The organism is Cyanobium sp. PCC 7001 (assembly GCF_000155635.1).
Taxonomy (GTDB): domain Bacteria; phylum Cyanobacteriota; class Cyanobacteriia; order PCC-6307; family Cyanobiaceae; genus NIES-981.
In genome coordinates this window covers 2,047,826-2,062,031 of the sequence record NZ_DS990556.1, presented here as the reverse complement: position 1 = coordinate 2,062,031, position 14,206 = coordinate 2,047,826, and the positions used below count along the sequence as shown (strand labels likewise).

At 69.8% G+C, this 14,206-nt stretch carries 12 protein-coding genes; 6 read left to right on the top strand and 6 right to left on the bottom strand.

The window, feature by feature from the left end:
- On the top strand, nt 1-423 hold a 423-nt coding region (locus CPCC7001_RS15830; protein ID WP_043368930.1), incomplete at its 5' end, for an ACT domain-containing protein.
- 16 nt (nt 424-439) lie between these two features.
- Here the strand turns inward: CPCC7001_RS15830 and uvrB are convergent.
- From uvrB to CPCC7001_RS10155, 3 genes are all read right to left on the bottom strand, one after another.
- Entirely contained in the window at nt 440-2,446 is a 2,007-nt protein-coding gene (gene uvrB / locus CPCC7001_RS10165; RefSeq protein WP_043369930.1) for an excinuclease ABC subunit UvrB, read from the bottom strand.
- Nucleotides 2,447-2,543: 97 nt separating this feature from the next.
- Nucleotides 2,544-2,972, bottom strand: coding sequence for a phage holin family protein (locus CPCC7001_RS10160; protein ID WP_043368928.1), 429 nt, complete (start codon nt 2,970-2,972; stop codon nt 2,544-2,546).
- A 79-nt stretch (nt 2,973-3,051) separates the two neighbouring features.
- A complete protein-coding gene (locus tag CPCC7001_RS10155; RefSeq protein ID WP_043368926.1) occupies nt 3,052-3,873 on the bottom strand; it encodes a DUF561 domain-containing protein in 822 nt (273 codons plus the stop codon).
- Nucleotides 3,874-3,928: 55 nt separating this feature from the next.
- On the opposite strand from CPCC7001_RS10155, the gene tilS reads away from it, so the two are divergent.
- On the top strand, nt 3,929-5,008 hold the full coding sequence (gene tilS, locus CPCC7001_RS10150; RefSeq protein WP_006910969.1) for a tRNA lysidine(34) synthetase TilS: 1,080 nt from the start codon (nt 3,929-3,931) through the stop codon (nt 5,006-5,008).
- Nucleotides 4,992-5,723, top strand: a complete 732-nt coding sequence (locus CPCC7001_RS10145) for a hypothetical protein (RefSeq protein WP_006910524.1) — start codon at nt 4,992-4,994, stop codon at nt 5,721-5,723. Before tilS ends, CPCC7001_RS10145 begins: the two co-directional genes overlap by 17 nt.
- Before the next feature lie 20 nt (nt 5,724-5,743).
- Here the strand turns inward: CPCC7001_RS10145 and CPCC7001_RS10140 are convergent, their stop codons facing one another.
- From CPCC7001_RS10140 to CPCC7001_RS10130, 3 genes are all read right to left on the bottom strand, one after another.
- Nucleotides 5,744-7,777 carry a ribonuclease J gene (locus CPCC7001_RS10140; protein ID WP_006909049.1) on the bottom strand — a complete coding sequence of 678 codons (2,034 nt, stop codon included), beginning with the start codon at nt 7,775-7,777 and terminating at the stop codon, nt 5,744-5,746.
- Between the two features lie 72 nt (nt 7,778-7,849).
- Nucleotides 7,850-8,767, bottom strand: a complete 918-nt coding sequence (dapA, locus tag CPCC7001_RS10135; RefSeq protein ID WP_006911138.1) for a 4-hydroxy-tetrahydrodipicolinate synthase — start codon at nt 8,765-8,767, stop codon at nt 7,850-7,852.
- The gene (locus CPCC7001_RS10130; RefSeq protein ID WP_043369928.1) at nt 8,764-9,792 is read right to left on the bottom strand and encodes an aspartate-semialdehyde dehydrogenase; all 1,029 of its coding nucleotides are present in this window, start codon (nt 9,790-9,792) and stop codon (nt 8,764-8,766) included. Before CPCC7001_RS10130 ends, dapA begins: the two co-directional genes overlap by 4 nt.
- Nucleotides 9,793-10,352: 560 nt before the next feature.
- On the opposite strand from CPCC7001_RS10130, the gene tig reads away from it, so the two are divergent.
- The 3 genes from tig (at nt 10,353) to clpX (ending at nt 14,199) form a co-directional block, all read left to right on the top strand.
- On the top strand, nt 10,353-11,867 hold the full coding sequence (tig, locus tag CPCC7001_RS10120; RefSeq protein WP_006911148.1) for a trigger factor: 1,515 nt from the start codon (nt 10,353-10,355) through the stop codon (nt 11,865-11,867).
- 63 nt (nt 11,868-11,930) lie between these two features.
- The gene (clpP, locus tag CPCC7001_RS10115) at nt 11,931-12,638 is read left to right on the top strand and encodes an ATP-dependent Clp endopeptidase proteolytic subunit ClpP (protein WP_006911294.1); all 708 of its coding nucleotides are present in this window, start codon (nt 11,931-11,933) and stop codon (nt 12,636-12,638) included.
- 199 nt (nt 12,639-12,837) lie between these two features.
- Nucleotides 12,838-14,199, top strand: coding sequence for an ATP-dependent protease ATP-binding subunit ClpX (clpX, locus tag CPCC7001_RS10110; RefSeq protein WP_006910475.1), 1,362 nt, complete (start codon nt 12,838-12,840; stop codon nt 14,197-14,199).
- Nucleotides 14,200-14,206 lie beyond the last annotated feature (7 nt).

Below are 14,206 nucleotides of genomic sequence, written 5' to 3'. Positions count from 1 at the left end.
GCGGGCATCAGCCTCGATGCGATCGTGCAGTCGGAGCGCACCCACGGCAGCGGCAGCGAGCGCAGCCGCGACATGAGCTTCACCCTGCGCCGCGACGACCGCGGCCGGGCCGAGCAGGCTCTTGCCCCCCTGCTGCGGCAGTGGCCGGGATCCCGCTTCGAGGAAGGTCCCGCCATTGCCCGGGTGAGCGCCGTGGGCGCCGGCATGCCCTGCACCCCCGGCACGGCGGCCCGCATGTTCCGCTGCCTGGCGGAGGCCGGCGTGAACATCGAGCTGATCGCCACCAGCGAGATCCGCACCAGCTGCGTGGTGGCGGAACACGAGGGGGTGCGAGCGCTGCAGGCCGTGCATGCCACGTTCGGCCTGGGGGGCAGCGTGCAGCACCGGGCCGAAGGCACCGAAGCGCCTGAGGCAGCGCCCTGACGACTGGCCAGGCCGCTCAGGCCCGCCCCACCAGCTTCTGACGCAGCCCCTTGATCCGGTCGCGCAAGTTGGCGGCCTCCTCGAACTCCAGGTTCTTGGCGGCGGTCTTCATCTTCTCCTCCAGCTGCTGAATCAGCTCCGGCAGCGAATCGAGTGGCACGCCGTTGTGCTCCGCCTGCTCGGTGGCCTGCTCCAGCTGCTCGTCGTTGAGGCGGCGCGACACCTCCAGGAAGGCCAGGATCGCGTTGCCCGCCCGCTTGCCCGCTGCCGTGGGCGTGATGCCGTGCTTCTCGTTGTAGGCCTGCTGGATGCCGCGGCGGCGCTCCGTTTCCTCGATCGCCTTCGCCATCGAGTCGGTGAGGTTGTCGGCGTAGAGCAGGGCCACCCCCTCCACGTGGCGGGCGGCGCGGCCGATGGTCTGGATCAGGGAGCGTTCGGCCCGCAGGAAGCCCTCCTTGTCGGCATCGAGGATCGCCACCAGCGACACCTCCGGTAGATCCAGACCCTCCCGTAGCAGGTTCACGCCCACCAGCACGTCGTACTCGCCGTTGCGCAGGTCCTGGATGATCTCGATCCGCTCGATCGAGTGGATCTCGGAGTGCAGGTAGCGCACCCGCACGCCGTTCTCGGCCAGGTAGTCGGTGAGGTCCTCGGCCATGCGCTTGGTGAGGGTGGTCACCAGCACCCGCTCCTGTCTGTCGGCCCGCACCCGGATCTCACCCAGCAGATCGTCCACCTGGCCCTCGGTGGGACGCACCTCCACCACCGGATCGAGCACGCCGGTGGGGCGGATCACCTGCTCCACCACCTGGCCATGGCTCTGCTCCAGCTCCCAGTTGCCAGGTGTGGCGCTCACGAAGATCGTCTGCCGCGCCTTCTGCCAGAACTCCTCCCCCTTCAACGGCCGGTTGTCGGCAGCGCTGGGCAGGCGGAAGCCGTGCTCGATCAGCACCTGCTTGCGGCTCTGGTCGCCGTTGTACATGGCCTGGAGCTGGGAGCAGGTCACGTGGCTCTCATCCACCACCAGCAGCCAGTCGTCGGGAAAGTAGTCGATCAGGCACTCCGGCGGCGTGCCGGCTTCGCGGCCGGCCAGGTGGCGGGCGTAGTTCTCCACGCCGTTGCAGTAGCCCACCTGCTCCAGCATCTCCAGGTCGTAGGTGGTGCGCTGCTCCAGCCGCTGGGCCTCCAGCAACCGGCCCTGGCCGTTGAGCACATCGAGGCGCTCCCGCAGTTCCGCGCGGATCGCCTGGATCGCCTCCTGCAGGCGCTCCTTGGGGGTGACGAAGTGCTTGGCCGGATAGATGTTGATGGTCTCCAGGCTCTGCAGGATCTCGCCGGTGGTGGGGTCCACGTAGCGGATCGCCTCCACCTCATCGCCGAACAGCTCGATCCGCACCAGCCGGTCCTCGTAGGCGGGGCCGATCTCGAGCACATCGCCCCGCACCCGGAAGCGGCCGCGGGAGATCTCCAGGTCGTTGCGGGAGTACTGGTTGTTCACCAGCTCCCGCAGGGAGCCGCGCAGGTTGAGCGTGTCGCCCACCTGGAAGGTCACAGCCGCCTTGAGGTATTCGCTGGGGATGCCCAGGCCGTAGATGCAGCTGATCGAGGCCACCACGATCACATCGCGCCGCTCGAACAGCGAGCGGGTCGCCGAGTGGCGCAGCATGTCGATCTCCTCGTTGATCGAGGCGGTCTTGGCGATGTAGGTGTCGGAGACGGGCACATACGCCTCCGGCTGGTAGTAGTCGTAGTAGGAGATGAAGTATTCGACGGCGTTGTTCGGAAAGAACTCGCGCAGCTCGTTGCAGAGCTGGGCCGCCAGGGTCTTGTTGTGGGCCAGCACCAGCGTGGGCCGGCCGGTGCGGGCGATCACATTGGCGATCGTGAACGTCTTGCCGGTGCCGGTGGCGCCGAGCAGGGTCTGGTAGCGCTCGCCCCCCTCGACGCCGCCCACCAGGCCGGCGATGGCCGTGGGCTGGTCGCCCTTGGGTGCGTAGGGGGCGTGGAGCTGGAACGGAACCATGGCCGCCATTCTCGGGGCAGCCATGGTGTGGGTGTGGTCGCCGAAGCGGCAGCGCGGCGGCTCAGCCCACAACTCAGCCCACACCTCAGTCCACAAGTCAGCCCGCAGCGACGCCGCTCATCGCCGCCGAGACGCGGGTGAAGTCGACGTTGAGCCCGAGCGCGCGCAGGATCACCGCCGACAGCACGGCGTAGACCACGGCCCCGAGCACGGCGCTGAGCAGGCCCTGCTTCAACCGGAAGCCCTGGATCAGCCAGGCGGCCAGGCCGAAGAGGATCACCGTGATCGCCCAGTTGTAGAGCCAGCTGATCGGCGTGATGATGCCGCCGAGGCTGGTGATGGCCCACGGCAGCGCCATCAGGGCCTTGAGGGGCCAGATCAGCAGGGTGCCCAGCAGACCGATGACCACGGCCGCCAGCAGGGCGATGCCGAAGCTGTCCACCTCCACCCCGAGGGGCAACCAGGCCACGATCAGCAGAACGATGGCGCGGATCGGCCACTGGAGCAGCCACACGAGAGAACCCATGGCAATTCGGTCAGGGAACGTCTGAACCGTAGTCAGGGGAACAGCTGTCGGCCGCGGTGTGTGACCTCTCCGTCGCGTTTCACTCCGCCGATGGCGCCATGGGTTGGCTCCGCGCGGCGGTGATGCCGGCGCCGGCCAGGGCCTGGCGCAGCCCCCGCACCACGGCCACCATGGCCACCTCATCGTCCAGGCGGTTCACGGCCGAACCCACCCCCACGCCGGCGGCACCGGCGGCGATGGCGAGCGGCAGGGTGACGGCGGAGAGGCCGGAGGCGCACAGCACGGGCGCCACGGGCCCGGTTTCAGCCGCGGCGGCGAGGGAACGGCTGATGGCATGGGCCGCGGCCAGGGTGGGCGCCGCTTTCTCGATCAGACCGAGGGTGCCGGGGCTGAAGGGTCTGGCGCTGGTGCCGCCTTCGGTCTGGATGATATCGGCTCCAGCCGCCACCAGCTCCACGGCCAGCTGCTCCTGCTCATCGAGGGGCAGCACGTGGGGCACCGTGACGCTCAGCACCACCGCGGGCAGCAGGGCCCGGGTGCGGCGGGTGAGGTCGAGCACCTCGGCGGCCTCGAAGCGGCGACCGAGGGGGTAGAAGGCGTCGTAGTTGCCGATCTCCACCAGGGTGGCCCCGGCGGCCACGGCGGCAGGGAACAGCTCGGGATCCACCGCCGACACGCAGATGGGCAGCCCGGACACGGCGGCGGCGCGCTGCACCAGCGCCGGATCGCAGGCCACATCGATCAGGTCGGCACCGCCGCGGCCCGCGGCCCGGCTGATGCGCTCCACGGAGGCCGGATCGAAGTTGGTGAGGCCGGCGATCACCTTGAGCAGGCGGCGCTCCGCCAGGGCGGCGCGCAGGGAGGCGGGCAGCTGGTCGAGGCGGGAGGGGCCGAACGGCATCACGGGAGGCGCAGCACAGTGGGGAGATTCTCCCACCTGAAACCTCGCCGTCCGGGTGTCCGATCCCACGCCCCGCCATGCCGCCGCGGCCCCCTGGAGCGCCGACCATCTGCGGCTGCACCGCGCGCTGCGGCGGCGCCCCGAGCTGCTGCCCGCCGGGGAGAGCCTGCTGGTGGCGGTGTCGGGCGGACAGGACTCGATGGCCCTGGTGGCACTGCTGCGCGATCTGCGGCGTCTGCACGGCTGGACCCTGCACCTCTGGCACGGCGACCACGGCTGGCGGCCCGCCTCCGGCGACCAGGCCCGGCAGCTGCAGGCCTGGGCCGAGGCGGAGGGACTGCCCTTCAGCCTGGCCCGCTGGGAGCAGCCGGTTCAGGATGAGGCCTCGGCCCGCAGCTGGCGCTACGCCAGCCTTCTGGCCCGGGCGACTGCCCTGGGAGCCACCCGGGTGGTGACCGGACACACCGCCAGCGACCGCGCCGAGACCTTCCTGTTCAACCTGGCCCGGGGCAGCCACCGCCGCGGACTGGGCAGCCTGCGGCCGCTGCGGCCCCTGGGCGGCACGGTGATGCTGGCGCGGCCGTTGCTGGGCTTCGGCCGGGCGGACACGGCGCGCCTCTGCGGGGCGCTGCAACTGCCCGTGTGGCCCGATGCGGGCAACAGCGATCCCCGCTTCAGCCGCAACCGGCTGCGGGGCGAGGTGCTGCCGGTGCTGGAGGCCCTGCACCCGGGAGCCGAGCGCCGTCTGGCCGCACTGGCGGCGGGGCTTGCCGAGGAGGAGGAGGCCCAGACCGAGCTGGGCGACCTGGCCCTGTCCGGGTTGCTGGGCCTTCCGCCGGCGATCGATCAGAGCCGTGCGGGCCGCGCGACGGCACGGCTGCCGGATCGGTTGCCGCTGGCCGCGCTACAGCGGCTCCAGCGGGCCAACCAGGCCGTGCTGCTGCAGCGCTGGCTGGAGCGCCGCACCGGACGGCGACTGCAACGACGCAGCCTGGACCTGTTGCTGGATCGCCTGGGCCGGGATGGGGGATGGGGCCCGCTGCACCTTCCGGACGGCTGGCGTTTGCGGGAGCAGCGAAGCACACTGCTTCTGACCCGTGAGAGCTCCGGCCCCTGCGATGACGGCCAATCCTGAATCGATCCAACAGCGCTACGCCACGATCGAGCGCCTCTACAGCGAGCGGCAGTGGCCCCAGGTGGAGGCCCTCTGTGAGTCGCTGCTGATCGACCTTCCCGACAGCCCCGCCGATCCGGTGCGCCAGCGGGTGATCCTGCTGCTGGGCCACACCCGCCTCTACGGCATGGGGGATGTGGAGTCGGCCCGGGGCTACTACCACGCCCTGCTGCGCACGGAGGCGGACAACACTCTGCGGCAGATCGCCGATCAGGGGCTGCAGCACTGCAAGCAGGCCGAGCGGCAGCAGAGCCAGGCTGGCGCGTCGGCTCCCCCTGCGGCCGCGGAGTCACAGAACACCGCCACCGGCGGCGGTGAGGCCTTTCCCTTCGCTGCCGCACCCGCGGCGGTGCCGGCCGCTCCCGGTGGGACCGCCCCGGCTTCAAGGGCAGCGGCGGCGGCGCCCTGGCTGGAGAGCGTGGATGTGGTGGAGGAGCCGGAACAGATCGAGGTGGCCCTGGCCGATCCCCAGCGCCGCGAGGAGATCGAGGTGCGCGAGCTGCAGTCGCTGCCCCCGACGGGAGGCGTGCTGGAGGCCCTGCGGGCGGACGAACCGAGCACGCCGGTGGCGAGCACCCACCCGCCCGAACCCGTGAACCCAGGCAACCCGAAGGGGTTCAGCCCCAGGGAACTCGAGGAGTTCTCCCGGGGCCTGCTGGGGGTGGTGCTGGACTGAGCGGCCGCCCCGACGTGGGTTCAGCGGGAGGCCGCTGAGCGCCGGCGGCGGGTGCGGCCGGCGATCTCAGGCTCAGGACTGACGCTGGCCCCGGGGGCCGGCACCACCTTCACCGCTGCCCGTGGAGCCGGGGCCGGAGCTCCCACCGCAGCCAGCTCGCGGCTGGGAGCGCGATCGGCACCGCGGCTGTCGCGTCCATTGTCACGACCGCCGTCACGGACACCCTGGCGGCTGGCGTCACGGCCGCCATCCCTGCCGCCGCGGCCCCGGGGAGCGGGCCGGCTGTCGGGTTCGGCATCGGCCCTGCCCTTGTAGGCCGGGGTCCCCGCAGGGGCGGGCTGCACCAGGCAGATGATCAGGGGCTCCACCTGAAGTTCGCGCCGCAGGCGGCGCTGCAGACCCAGCTCCACCTCGCGCTGCACACCCACCCAGTCCACGTCGGGGGCCTTGCCGCCGGTGTTGCGGCTGAGCTGATTCCAGCGGTTCTCCAGCACCCAGGTGATCTCCCGCTCGGCCCAGAGGCTGAGCTTGCGGGCATCGGCGGTGGTGACCACGCCGCGCAGATTCACCCGGGGCGGTGCGGCCATCACGCCGTCGGTGCTGATGGCGGCCAGCAGGGTGATCACACCGTCTTCGGCCAGCTGCTGACGCTCCTTGAGCACCCGGGCATCCACGATGCCGTTGCGGGAGGCATCCAGCAGCTCGATGCCGGCCTTCACCGCTTCCCCCTTGCGGATCGAATCCGGGGTGAGCTCCACCACGTCGCCGTTGTCGATGATCAGGGTGTTCTCGGGCGGAATGCCCATCGACATGCCGGTCTTGGCGTGGGCCACGAGCATGCGGTGCTCGCCGTGCACCGGCACGAAGAACTTGGGCTTGGTGAGGGCCAGCATCAGCTTCTGGTCCTCCTGGAAGCCATGGCCGGACACGTGGATGCCCTCGCCCTTGCCGTAGACCACCTTGGCGCCCAGCATCATCAGCCGGTCGATGGTGTTGACCACGGAGATGGTGTTGCCGGGGATGGGGCTGGCCGAGAAGATGATCGTGTCCGAGGGCTTCACCTGCACCTGGGGATGCTCACCGCGGGAGATGCGGCTGAGGGCGGCCAGGGGCTCACCCTGGCTGCCGGTCATCAGCAGCAGGGTTTCACGATCGGGCAGGTCACGGATCTGCTTGATCGGCACGAACAGATCATCGGGGGCCCGCATGTAGCCCAGCTCGCGGGCCTTGGCGATCACGTTGAGCATGGAGCGGCCCAGCAGGCCCACCTTGCGGCCGTTCTTCATCGCCAGCTCCAGAATCATCGCCACGCGATGGATGGAGCTGGCGAAGGTGGTGATGATCACCCGCCCTTCGGCCTGGGCGATGTGCTGGTCGAGCTTGGGGAACACCGAACGCTCGGGAGGGCAGAAGCCCGGCACCTCGGCATTGGTGGAGTCGCTGAACAGGCAGAGCACGCCCTGCTCGCCGTAGTGGGCCAGGCGTGCCATGTCGAAGTGCTCGCCATCCACGGGCGTGTGGTCGAACTTGAAGTCACCGGTGAAGATCACGGTGCCCACCGGCGTGGTGATGGCCAGCGAGAAGCTGTCGGCCATCGAGTGGGTGTTGCGGATGAACTCCACGGAGAAGTGCTGCCCCACCTTCACCACATCGCGGGGGGCCACCGTCTGGAGGATGGTGCGGTCCATCACCCCGGCTTCCTCCATCTTGCCCGTGAGCATGGAGAGCGCCAGCCGCGGCCCATGGATCACCGGGATGTTGAAGTTCTTGAGATGGTGGGCAATGCCACCGATGTGATCTTCGTGACCGTGGGTCACGATCATGCCGCGGATGCGCTTCTGGTTTTCCTTCAGATAGCTGGTGTCCGGCATCACCACATTGACGCCGTGCATGCCGTCGCTGGGGAAAGCCAGGCCGGCATCCACCAGCATGATGTCGTCGCCGTACTCGAACACACAGGTGTTCTTGCCGATCTCGTGGAGGCCGCCGAGAGGAATCACCCGCAGGGCGGGCTGCTTGTCGGGGGAACTGCTGCGGCCGTTGGAACTGGACATGTAGGAGAAATCGAAGAATTCAGTGGATCAACTGGATGGCGCTGACAGCACGTCAGCAAGTCAGCCTTGGCGTCAGGTGGGACGCAGGGCAGCCAGGGTTTCGGAGAGGCGTTGTTTCACGGCTTCACTCGCAGCGAGAAGGGGAAGTCTTGGGGCACCCACCGGCCAGCCCTGCAGCTCGAGGGCCGCTTTCACAGGCACCGGGTTGGTGGTGCAGAAGAGGGCCCGGGTCAGGGGCAGGAGCTGCTCATGCAGCGCCAGGGCCAGGGCCGGATCGCCATCCAGGAAGGCGTGCACCAGACGGGCGATCTGGGGACCGGCCACGTGGCTGGCCACGCTCACCACACCCACGGCGCCCACGGCCAGCATCGGCAGGGTGAGGGCATCGTCGCCGGAGTAGATCGCCAGCCGGTCGCCGCAGCAGAGCCTCAGGGCGCTCACCTCATCGGTGCTGCCACTGGCGGCCTTGAACGCCACCACGTTGGGCAGCTCCACCAGCCGTGCCACGGTCTCCGGCGCCAGGCTGGTGCCGGTGCGCCCCGGGATGTTGTAGAGCATCAGAGGCAGGTCCGGCGCCGCCTGGGCGATGGCACGGAAGTGGGCCTCCAGCCCGTCCTGGGGAGGCTTGTTGTAGTACGGCACCACCACCAGGGCTCCGTCGGCCCCGAGGGCCGCGGCCTCCCGGGTGGCCTCGATCGCCTCGGCGGTGCAGTTGCTGCCGCTGCCGGCCACCAGGCGGGCCCGCTCGCCCACCGCCTGCTTCACCGCAGCGAACAGGGCGTGCTGCTCCTCCCAGCTGAGGGTGGGGGATTCACCGGTGGTGCCGCAGATCACCAGCCCATCGGATCCATGGCTCACCAGGTGGTCGGCCAGCCGGGCGGCCAGCTCCAGGTCCACCTGCCCATCCGGCCGGAACGGCGTGACCATGGCCGTCACCACCCGGCCGAAGGGGGCCCGGCTCCAGGGCGGCGACTGGACGGCTGCGCTCAAGCGTCACCTCCAGGCTGGGGTTGCAGCAGGAGTTCGGCGATCTGCACGGCATTGAGGGCGGCGCCCTTGCGGATCTGATCGCCGCAGAGCCAGAGCTCGAGCGCATTGGGGTCGCTGAGGTCCTGACGGATGCGGCCCACCGCCACCGGGTCGCGACCGGTCACATCGGTGGGCATGGGGAAGCGGTTGGTCTCGAAGTTCTCGATCAGTTCAACCCCTGGAGCCTGGGCCAGCAAGGCCCGGGCCTCGTCCACCGGGAACGGCTCCGCGAAGCGGATGTTCACCGCCTCGGAATGGGCCCGCAGCACCGGCACCCGCACGCAGGTGGCCGACAGCCGCAGCTCCGGCAGGCCCATGATCTTGCGGGTTTCGTGGAGCATCTTGAGCTCCTCCTCGCAGTAGCCGTTGGGCTGGAGCGGCGAGTTGTGGAGGAACAGGTTGAACGCCAGCGAGTGGGGCAGCACGGTGCTCACCGGCTCGCCCCCATCCAGCACGGTGCGGCTGAGTTGCCGCAGCTCCTCCATCGCCCGCGCCCCGGCCCCGCTGGCCGACTGGTACGTGCTCACCACCACCCGTTCGATCGGGCGCCGGGCCTGGAGGGGCGCCAGGGCCAGGGTGAGCAGGATCGTGGTGCAGTTGGGGTTGGCGATGATGCCCTGGTGGGCCAGGGCGCTCCCGGGATTCACCTCGGGCACCACCAGCGGCACGGCGGGATTGAGGCGGAAGGCGCTGGAGTTGTCAATCACCACGGCACCCGCCGCCGCCGCCACCGGCGCCCAGCGGCGTGACACCGAACCGCCGGCGGAGGCCAGCACCAGATCCACCCCCTCGAACACGGTCGCGTCCACCGGCTCGACCGTGAGCGTGCGGTCCTGCCAGCGGAGGGCCTGCCCGGCGGAGCGGGCTGAGGCCAGCGGCAGCAGGTCCCCCACCGGGAAGGCCCGCTCCTCCAGCAGCTGCAGCAGCTCCTGACCCACGGCGCCGGTGGCGCCAAGGATCGCCACCCGCAGAGGGCGACGCGGCAGGGTCGCCGGGGCTGCGGAGGTCCAGGACTGGGCCTCGGACGGGCTGGAGGTGGCTGCGGTGGATGGGGCGGTGGTCAAGGAAGGGGCAGGGAACGAAGGGTGGGGCGAAACGTCGGGGTTGCGCGGCGAACGGGGCCTTCTGCTGGGCTGAGGTCTGGCGTGTGCCGAGGTCTGGCTGGACGGCGGTCAGGCTGGCCTAGGACGTTGGCTCACTGAGCTCGGGCGGGCGCGAAGCGATGGGGCGCCAGGCGGTGGGGTGTTGGGGAAACGGGGAGGTGGGTCGGGATCGGCCTGAGAGAGGGAAGGTTGAAAGCTGGAGTCGACGGTGGCTGGGCTCGACGGGCAGGGTTCCGGCGGTGGCGGCGCGGCGCTTCCAGTGGGCTCAGGTTGGCGGCCCGCATCGACCGGAGGGATGGGGGCGGACCTGGCGGGAAGGTCCCGGATCGAGGATGTGGCCACCCGGCACAGTCGGCCGGATGTCGGGGTCAATGCAGCGCAGACTACCGGGAACCGGGCCCGACCAGCCACTTTCTTAGGATGGGGGGCTGCATCGAGCCCCCATGAGTCCTGCTGCCGCCTCCCCCGCCCCCACCAGCCCCTCCAGCGCCGATCCGGCGTCCAGCGAGGCGTCCAGGGAGGCGCTCACGGTGAAAGCCAGCCCCAGGCCGGGGAGCCGGATGGCCCTCGAGGTGGCGATCAGCGGCGCCCGCAGCCAGGCCAGCTACGACGCTGCCCTCGAGAAGCTCAGCCGCAGCGTGAAGCTGCCTGGATTCCGCAAGGGCAAGGTGCCCCGCCCCGTGCTGCTGCAGCAGATCGGCCCCCTGCGGCTGCGGGCCACCGCGCTGGAGGAGCTGGTGGATGCCGCCTTCCGCGACGCCCTGGCCTTGGAGGAGGTGGCCCCGATCGGCCGCCCGGAGCTGAGCGAGGCCTTTGAGGCCGTGCTGGAGCGCTTCCAGCCCGGCACCGACCTCAGCTTCACCCTGGAGCTGGATGTGGAGCCCACGCCCAGCCTCAAGAAGACCCGCGGCCTCCAGGCCGAGGCCGAAGCCATCCGCTATGACCCGGCCCGGGTCGACGAGCTGATCGAGCAGTCGCGCAAGCAGCTGGCCACGCTGGTGCCGGTGGAGGACCGCAGCGCCGCCAGCGGCGACGTGGCCGTGCTCGCATTCAGCGGAACCTTCACCGACACCGGGGAAGCGATCAGCGGTGGCAGCAGCGAGGCCACGGAGGTGGAGCTGGAGGAGGGCCGCATGATCCCCGGCTTCGTGGAGGGGGTGATCGGCATGGCGGTGGGCGAGAGCCGCAGCGTGGACTGCCAGTTCCCCGAGAGCTATCCCCAGGAGGACGCCGCCGGTCGGCCCGCCCGCTTCGAGATCAGCCTCAAGGACCTCAAGACCCGCGAGCTGCCGGCCCTGGATGACGCCTTCGCCCAGCAGGCCAGCGACAAGCAGACCCTGGCCGAACTGCGGGCCGATCTGGAGACCCGCCTGAAGGAGGACGCCGAGCGCCGGGCCCGGGCGGCCCGCCACGAGGCCCTTCTCAATGCCCTCGTGGCCGAGCTGGAGGTGGAGCTGCCCGAAACCCTGGTGCAGCAGGAGATCCGCAATCTGATCGAACAGACTGCCGGCCAGATCGCCCAGCAGGGCATGGATGTGAAGAAGCTCTTCACCCCCGATCTGGTGCGCAGCCTGATGGACACCTCCCGCCCCGAGGCCGAGCAGCGCCTGCGCCGCAGCCTGGCCCTGCAGGCCCTGGCCAAGGCCGAGGCCATCGCCCTGGAGGATGGGGAGATCGAGGCCAAGGTGAAGGAGATCAGCCGCGGCCTCAGCCAGCAGGGCAACATCGACCCGAACCGGCTGCGCCAGGTGGTGGCCGACGATCTGCTGCAGGAAAAGCTGCTCGACTGGCTCGAAGGCAACAGCAGCATCACCGAGAAGGCGCCCGAGGCCGAATCAGCCGCCGCATCGGACAAGGACGACGCGCAGGGCCAGGCGACGGGGGAGGCCAAGGCGGAGAAGGCCGCCAAGCCCGCCAAGGCCAAGAGCAAGGAGAAGCCGGCCGCTTCCGAGTCCTGAGCCGGCGGCGGTCGTCGCGCCGATCCCCATAGATTGCATCCACACCAGCCCCGACCCGCTCGCGTGATCCACGCCCATCAGCCCATCGCTCAGCGGTCCCACCCCGTCCAGAACCTCTGGGCGGGGCCCCGCCCCGAGGCCACGATCGGCATGCCGATGGCGGCCCCGGGCGTGCTGCCCACCGTGGTGGAGCAGTCCGGCAAGGGGGAGCGCGCCTTCGACATCTATTCGCGCCTGCTGCGCGAGCGGATCATCTTCCTGGGCACGGGCATCGATGACGCCGTGGCCGATGCCCTGGTGGCCCAGCTTCTCTTCCTGGAAGCGGAGGATCCGGAGAAGGACATCCAGATCTACATCAACTCCCCCGGTGGCTCGGTCACGGCAGGGCTGGCCATCTACGACACCATGCAGCAGGTGGCCCCTGACGTGGTGACCATCTGCTACGGCCTGGCGGCCTCGATGGGGGCGTTCCTGCTCTCGGGAGGCACCAAGGGCAAACGGCTGGCCCTGCCCAGCGCCCGGATCATGATCCACCAGCCGCTGGGCGGCGCCCAGGGCCAGGCCGTGGACATCGAGATCCAGGCCAAGGAGATCCTCTTCCTCAAGGACACCCTCAACGGCCTGATGGCCGAACACACCGGCCAACCCCTCGAGAAGATCGCCGAGGATACCGACCGCGACTACTTCCTCTCCCCCGCCGAGGCGGTGGACTACGGCCTGATCGACCGGGTGGTCAACGAAACGACCCGCACGGCCGTCGCCAGCAGCTGACCCCCCAGCTGGCATCGGGCGATGGTGCATCGCTCCGATCTGTGGGATGGTGAGGCCCCGGAACTGCCCTGTCCCCCTTGTCGATCCTGTTTGATCCTTAAGGAAAGCTGCCGGATCCAGCCTGTGGGTCAATGCTGACCCCAGGGCCCAGTGCCTCTGACCTCCCCTCCCCGGACGTTTCGTCCCGCCGATCCTGCCGATGGCCAAGTTCGACGCCCACCTGAAGTGCTCGTTCTGCGGCAAGTCCCAGGAGCAGGTCCGCAAGCTGATCGCCGGCCCCGGGGTCTACATCTGCGACGAGTGCATCGATCTCTGCAACGAGATCCTCGACGAGGAACTGGTGGACACCCACGGCAGCGGCGGCGGTGCCCGTCACGCCGCGGAGCCTGCCCGGGGCAAGTCCGGCACCAAGAAGCCCGCCAAACCCGTTCCCACCCTGGCGGAGGTGCCCAAGCCCCAGGAGATCAAGGCCTTCCTCGATCGCCAGGTGGTGGGCCAGGAGGAGGCCAAGAAGTCGCTCTCCGTGGCGGTCTACAACCATTACAAACGGCTCGCCTGGCAGGGGGACGGCAAGGGTGAAACCGACGAGACGGCCACCCGGCTCCACAAGAGCAACATCCTGCTGATCGGTCCCACCGGCTGCGGCAAGACCCTGCTGGCACAGACCCTGGCCGAGATCCTCGAGGTGCCCTTCGCCGTCGCCGACGCCACCACCCTCACCGAAGCCGGCTACGTGGGGGAAGACGTGGAGAACATCCTGCTGCGGCTGCTGCAGAAGGCCGACATGGATGTGGAGCTGGCCCAGCGGGGCATCATCTACATCGACGAGATCGACAAGATCGCCCGCAAGAGCGAGAACCCCTCCATCACCCGCGATGTGTCCGGCGAGGGGGTGCAGCAGGCCCTGCTCAAACTGCTGGAAGGCACCACCGCCAACGTGCCGCCCCAGGGGGGACGCAAGCATCCCTACCAGGACTGCATCCAGATCGACACCAGCCAGATCCTGTTCATCTGCGGCGGCGCCTTCGTCGGCCTCGACGATGTGGTGCAGAAGCGGATGGGACGCAACGCCATCGGCTTCATCAACCCGGAGGGCAACAACCGCCCCCGCAGCGCCCGGGAGCGGCTGGCCGCCGACGTGCTGCGCCATCTGGAACCGGACGACCTGGTGAAGTACGGGCTCATCCCGGAATTCATCGGCCGGCTGCCTGTGACCGCGGTGCTGGAACCCCTCGACATCCACGCCCTCGAAGCCATCCTCACGGAACCGCGCGATGCCCTGGTGAAGCAGTTCCAGACCCTGCTGAGCATGGACGACGTGCAGCTCCACTTCGAGCAGGGGGCGATCGAAGCCATCGCCGCCGAGGCCCATCGGCGCAAGACCGGCGCCCGCGCCCTGCGCGGCATCCTCGAGGAGCTGATGCTGGAGCTGATGTACGACCTGCCGTCGCGCCGCAACGTCAAGACCTTCACGGTGACCCAGGAGCTGGTGGAGCAGCGCAGCCAGGCCAAGGTGGTGCCGCTGGGATCCAGCCACGAAGACGCCCAGGCCAGCGCCTGACGAAAGC

Excerpts from the sequence above, each read along its gene's own strand:
- CPCC7001_RS10145 (WP_006910524.1), top strand. The coding sequence starts at position 4,992 with ATGACGGCCAATCCTGAATCGATCCAACAGCGCTACGCCACGATCGAG.
- CPCC7001_RS10160 (WP_043368928.1), bottom strand. The coding sequence starts at position 2,972 with ATGGGTTCTCTCGTGTGGCTGCTCCAGTGGCCGATCCGCGCCATCGTT.
- CPCC7001_RS10140 (WP_006909049.1), bottom strand. The coding sequence starts at position 7,777 with ATGTCCAGTTCCAACGGCCGCAGCAGTTCCCCCGACAAGCAGCCCGCC.
- uvrB (WP_043369930.1), bottom strand. The coding sequence starts at position 2,446 with ATGGTTCCGTTCCAGCTCCACGCCCCCTACGCACCCAAGGGCGACCAG.
- clpX (WP_006910475.1), top strand. The coding sequence starts at position 12,838 with ATGGCCAAGTTCGACGCCCACCTGAAGTGCTCGTTCTGCGGCAAGTCC.
- CPCC7001_RS10155 (WP_043368926.1), bottom strand. The coding sequence starts at position 3,873 with ATGCCGTTCGGCCCCTCCCGCCTCGACCAGCTGCCCGCCTCCCTGCGC.
- tig (WP_006911148.1), top strand. The coding sequence starts at position 10,353 with ATGAGTCCTGCTGCCGCCTCCCCCGCCCCCACCAGCCCCTCCAGCGCC.